Genomic DNA, 6,068 nt, shown 5'->3' on the forward strand with positions numbered 1-6,068 from the left:
AGCGAACACCGCGGGCAGCTACGGCAGCTTCACGCTGGCGGCCGATGGCCATTGGACCTACACGCTCGATAACAGTCTCCCAGCAGTTCAGGCCCTTGGCCAGAACGCCACGCTGACCGACAGCCTGACCGTGCAGTCGGTGGACGGCACGACCCACACCGTCACCGTCACCATCAACGGCCATGATGATGGCGCCGTGATTGCGGGGGTCGATAGCGGCGCGGTTACTGAAGACGCCAACCTGACGGCAGGCCAGCTCAAAACCCGTGGACAACTGACAATCACCGACCCGGATGCAGGTCAGGACCACTTCACCGCACAAACCCATGTGGCGGGCAGTTATGGCAGCTTCAGCATCGACGCCGACGGTCAGTGGCGCTACAGCGCTGACAACAGCCAAACCGCTATCCAGCAACTCAAAGCCGGTGCCACGCTCACCGACAGCTTCACCGTTACCAGCGCCGATGGCACCAATCATACCGTCACCGTGACCCTCACTGGCAGCAATGACGCACCAGTGCTCACTGCGCAAAGCCAATCCGTGATGGAAGACGGCAGCCGCCTCAGCGGTCAGATGGTCGCCACCGATGTGGATCAGGGCGACACCTTGCACTTCAGCATTGGCACCCGCGTCGCGGGCTTCACCCTGAACGCCGATGGCAGCTACAACTTTGACCCGAGCAATGCGGCCTACCAACATCTGGCCGCTGGCCAGACCCAGACACTGGCAATTCCCGTCACAGTGACCGACAGCGCTGGGGCCAGCAGCACTCAGAACCTGACGATTACGCTCACCGGCACCAACGACGGCGCAACCCTCACCGATCACGGCACGCCCGGCCAGATCAAGGAAGATCTGCACACCGCCATCGAAGGCCATCTCAGCGTGCGCGATGTGGACAGTGGCGAAGGCCTCTTCCCAGCCCAGCAAGGCGCGGGCCTGAGCGGTTACGGCAGCTTTGTTCTGACCCCGCAGGCCAACGGCCAGGCCTATTGGCGCTACAGCGTCGACAACAGCAAGACTGAGATCCAGCAGCTTGGCGAAGGCCAGCTCCTGCACGACAGCTTCACCGTACATAGCGCCGACGGCACGACTCACACGATTACCGTCGATATCGTCGGCACAAACGACGCGCCAGTGCTTACCGCGCAGCGCCAATCGGTCAGCGAAGATGGCACCCAACTCAGCGGGCAGATGGTGGCTACGGATGTGGATACGGGTGACAGCCAAACCTTTAGCACCACCGCCCAGACGGCTGGCTTTACGCTCAACGCCGATGGCAGCTACAGCTTCGATCCATCCAATGCGGCTTATCAACATCTGCCCGCTGGCCAGACTGAGACGCTCTCGATCCCCATCACAGTCACCGACAACGCTAGCGCAACTAGCACTGCGAATTTGACGATTACACTCACAGGCAGCAACGATGGCGCAATCATTAGCGGCACAGATGCCGGTACGGTCACCGAAGACACCCAGCTCACAACTGGTGGCCAACTCACGGTCACCGACATCGACGACCAGGAGTCGGCCTTCACGGCGCAGGCCAAGACCGCGGGCATCTACGGCAGCTTCACGCTGGCAGCCGATGGCCACTGGACCTATACGCTGGACAACAAGAACAGTGCGGTTCAGGCCCTTGGCCAGAACGCCACGCTGACCGACAGCCTGACCGTGCAGTCGGTGGACGGCACGACACACAAAGTCACCGTCACCATCAACGGCCATGATGACGGCGCCATGATTGCGGGGGTTGATAGCGGCGCAGTCACTGAAGACAGTAACGTGACGACTGGAAAAATCAGCACATCTGGACAACTGACAATCAGCGATCCGGACGCGGGCCAGGACCACTTCACCGCACTACCCCATGTGGCGGGCAGTTATGGCATGTTCAGCCTCGACGCCGATGGTCAATGGCGCTACAGCGCCGACAACAGTCAGAGCGCGGTTCAGCAACTCAAGGCAGGCGAAACCCTGACCGACAGTATCACAGTCCAATCAGTGGGCGGTACGACACACACAGTGACAATCACCTTGACTGGCAGCAACGATGCGCCGGTACTTACCGCGCAAAGCCAATCCATCACAGAAGATGGCTCCAAGCTCTCGGGCCAGATGGTGGCTACGGATGTGGATATCGGCGACAGCCAAACCTTTAGCACCACCGCCCAGACTGCTGGCTTTACGCTAAACGCCGATGGCAGCTACAGCTTTGACCCAACTGATGCGGCTTATCAACACTTGGCTGCTGGCCAGACGCAGACGCTGACCATTCCGGTCAGCGTGACCGACAGTGCGGGGGCGACCGCCACCCAGCAGTTGGTTATCACCGTCACAGGCAGCAACGATGGCGCCGTCATCAGCGGCACAGATACTGGCGCGGTCACCGAAGACACCCAGCTCACAACCAGTGGCCAACTCACGGTCACCGATATCGACGACCAGGAGTCAGCCTTCACGGCACAGGTCAAAACCGCGGGCAGCTACGGTAGCTTCACGCTGGCGGCCGATGGCCACTGGACCTACACGCTGGACAACAAGAACAGTGCAGTCCAGGCCCTTGGCCAGAACGCCACGCTGACCGACAGCCTTACCGTGCAGTCGGTGGACGGCACAACCCACACCATCACCGTCACCATCAACGGCCATGATGACGGCGCAGTGATTGCTGGCGTGGACAGCGGCGCAGTCACTGAAGACAGTAACGTGACTACTGGAAAAATCACCACGTCTGGACAACTGACGATCAGCGATCCGGACGCGGGCCAGGACCACTTCACCGCACAAACCCATGTGGCGGGCAGTTATGGCACGTTCAGCCTCGATCAAGCAGGACACTGGACTTACGTCAGCGATAACAACCAAAGTGCCATTCAGCAGCTCAAGGCGGGCGAAACCCTCACCGACAGCCTTACCGTCCAATCAGTGGGCGGTACGACCCACACAGTGACCATCACCTTGACTGGCAGCAACGACGCACCAGTACTTACCGCGCAAAGCCAATCGGTCACCGAAGATGGCGCCAAACTCACCGGGCAGATGGTGGCCACGGATGTGGATACCGGTGACACACTCTCCTTCAGTCTAGCCAATGGGGTCGATGGCTTCACGCTCAACACCGACGGCAGCTACAGCTTCGATCCGTCCAATGCGGCCTACCAGCACCTGACCCAGGGCCAGACCCAGAACCTGACGATTCCGGTCACCGTGACCGACAGCGCGGGCGCGACCAGCACACAGAACCTGACGCTCAACCTGACCGGCAGCAATGACGGCGCGGTGATTGGCGGTGACATTAGCGCCGCGACCACGGAGGACTCAACACAGGCGACCAGAGGCCGACTGACCATCACGGATGCCGATGACGGCGAAGCGCACTTCGTGGCGCAAAGCAATACCGCCGGTACTTATGGCAGCTTCACGCTGCTGGACAATGGCCAGTGGAGCTATCAGCTCGACAACAGCAAGCACGAGGTACAAGCGCTCAAGGACGGCCAGCAGGTGACAGACACCTTCACCGTGACCAGCGCCGATGGCGGCCTGCATCAGGTGACCGTCACGATTACCGGCAAGAACGATGCCGCGGTCATCACCGGGGAGGATCACCAGACCCTGACCGAAGACCAGAACGTCAGCGGCGGCCAGCTCATCGCCCAAGGCCTGCTGCACGCCAGCACGCCGGACGCCGGTGGCGACCAGTTCACGCCCCTCTCAGACCTGGCCGGCAAGTTCGGCCATCTCTCGCTGGGTGCGGATGGCCATTGGGTCTACAAAGCCGACAACAACAGCCCCGCCGTGCAGGCCTTGGGCGCGGGACAGAGCGCCACCGAGAGCTTCACCGTGCACAGCGTCGACGGTACGGCCCACACCCTGAGCCTGAGCATCCAGGGCGCCGACGAGATCCAGCACGACCTTTTGTCCAGCATCGTCAGCACGCTCAAGAGCAACGTGTTCCTGTTCAAACAGATCGGCAACGCGATCGACGCCAAGGATGCGGGCAGTCTGGGCAACGTGGTTCTCAGCTTCTACGGCGGCAACCCCCACGTGGTGGATGCGGATGGCCATGTACTGGCCAGTGGCAGCAACCAGGGCATGTTCGGCTACGACATCGGCCTCGGTCAGGTGGTGGACTTGCTGAAGAGCCATCCGGGTGCGCGGCTGGTGCTGGACGGGCCGGTGGGCGGCTCCGGTGCCTTCTACTTGCACGACAGCGGTGACCAGGGGCAGCTGCACTACGCCGGCAATGTGCGCTACAACGTGCACAACAACACCTTGGGCAGTGTGCCCATCGACGGCCTGCCCACCCCCTTGAGCGCAGCGGGAGCCGTGCCCGATGTCAGCGACGCGCTGACCATCTCGGTCACCGACATCCGCGTCGATCACGCCGGCCAGCTGCAGACCAGCGGCCAGCTCGGCATCAGCGACGCCGATGCCGGCGAGAGCCACTTCAACGCGCAGCAGGAGGTGGCCGGCACCTATGGCAGCTTCAGCATCGATGCCAGCGGCCACTGGGTCTACAGCGTGGACAACGGCCAGTCGGCGGTGCAGAACCTGCAGGCCGGCGCCCAACTGACCGACAGCTTCCTGGTGACCAGTGCCGATGGCACCAGCCATGTGGTTTCGGTGGCGGTCTACGGCAAGAACGACGCCCCGGTGCTGTTCGCGCAAACCCAGTCGGTGAGTGAAGACGGCGCCCTGCTCAGCGGCCAGATGCAGGCCAGCGACGCGGATGCGGGCGACACCCTGAGCTTCCACATCGACCAGCCGGTGGCCGGCCTCACCCTGAACGCCGACGGCAGCTACAGCTTCGACCCGTCCAACGCGGCCTACCAGCACCTGGCCGCCGGCCGGACCGAGACGCTGACCATCCCGGTCACCGTGACTGACGGCGCCGGGGCCAGCAGCACTCAGAACCTGACGATTACGCTCACCGGCACCAACGACGGCGCCACCATCACTGACCACGGCACGCCCGGCCAGCTCAAGGAAGACCAGCACACCGCCATCGAAGGCCACCTCAGCGTGGGCGATGTGGACAGCGGCGAAGGCCTCTTCCCGGCCCAGCAGGGCGCGGGCCTGAGCGGCTACGGCAGCTTTACCCTGACCCCGCAGGCCAACGGCCAGGCCTATTGGCGCTACAGCGTCGACAACAGCAAGACTGAGATCCAGCGGCTTGGCGAAGGCCAGCTCCTGCACGACAGCTTCACCGTACATAGCGCCGACGGCACCACTCACACGATTTCCGTCGATATCGTCGGCACGAACGATGTGCCAGTACTCACCGCGCAAAGCCAATCGGTAACCGAAGATGGCTCGTTGCTCACGGGCCAGATGGTTGCTACCGATGTGGATACTGGTGACACACTTACCTTCAGTCTCGCCAATGCGGTCGATGGCTTTACGCTCAACGCCGATGGCAGCTACAGCTTCGAGCCAATTGACGCGGCCTACCAACATCTGGCTCAAGGCCTGACTGAGACACTGACCATTCCGGTCAGCGTGACCGACAGTGCAGGCGCAACCGCCACCCAGCAGCTGGTTATCACTGTCAGCGGCAGCAACGATGGCGCCGTCATCAGCGGCACGGATGCCGGTGCGGTCACCGAAGACACCCAGCTCACCACGGCGGGCCAGCTCACCGTCACCGACATCGATGATCAGGAAGCCGCCTTCACGGCGCAGACGAAGGCCGCTGGCAGCTATGGCAGCTTCACGCTCGCGGCGGACGGCCACTGGACCTACACGCTGGACAACACCAACCCGACTGTTCAAGCGCTCTCACAGACCGGCACACTGACCGACAGCCTCACTGTTCAGTCGGTCGACGGCACCACTCACCAGATCACCGTTACCATCAACGGCCATGATGATGGCGCAGTGATTGCGGGAGTGGACAGCGGCACCGTCACTGAAGACGCCAACCTGACGGCAGACCAGCTCGAAACCCATGGAAAACTGACAATCACCGACCCGGATACGGGCCAGGACCACTTCACCGCACAAACCAATGTGGCGGGCAGTTACGGCACGTTCAGCCTCGACGCCGACGGCCAGTGGCACTACA

1 protein-coding gene is annotated in these 6,068 nt (G+C 62.3%); it reads left to right on the plus strand.

From position 1 onward, the window contains the following. Window positions 1-6,068, plus strand: a 6,068-nt coding sequence (locus tag L976_RS23340; protein WP_197062281.1) for a VCBS domain-containing protein, incomplete at both ends; no start/stop codon positions are given.

Origin of the sequence: Shewanella sp. ZOR0012, assembly GCF_000798835.1 — a bacterium.
In the GTDB taxonomy this organism is placed as follows: domain Bacteria; phylum Pseudomonadota; class Gammaproteobacteria; order Enterobacterales; family Shewanellaceae; genus Shewanella; species Shewanella xiamenensis.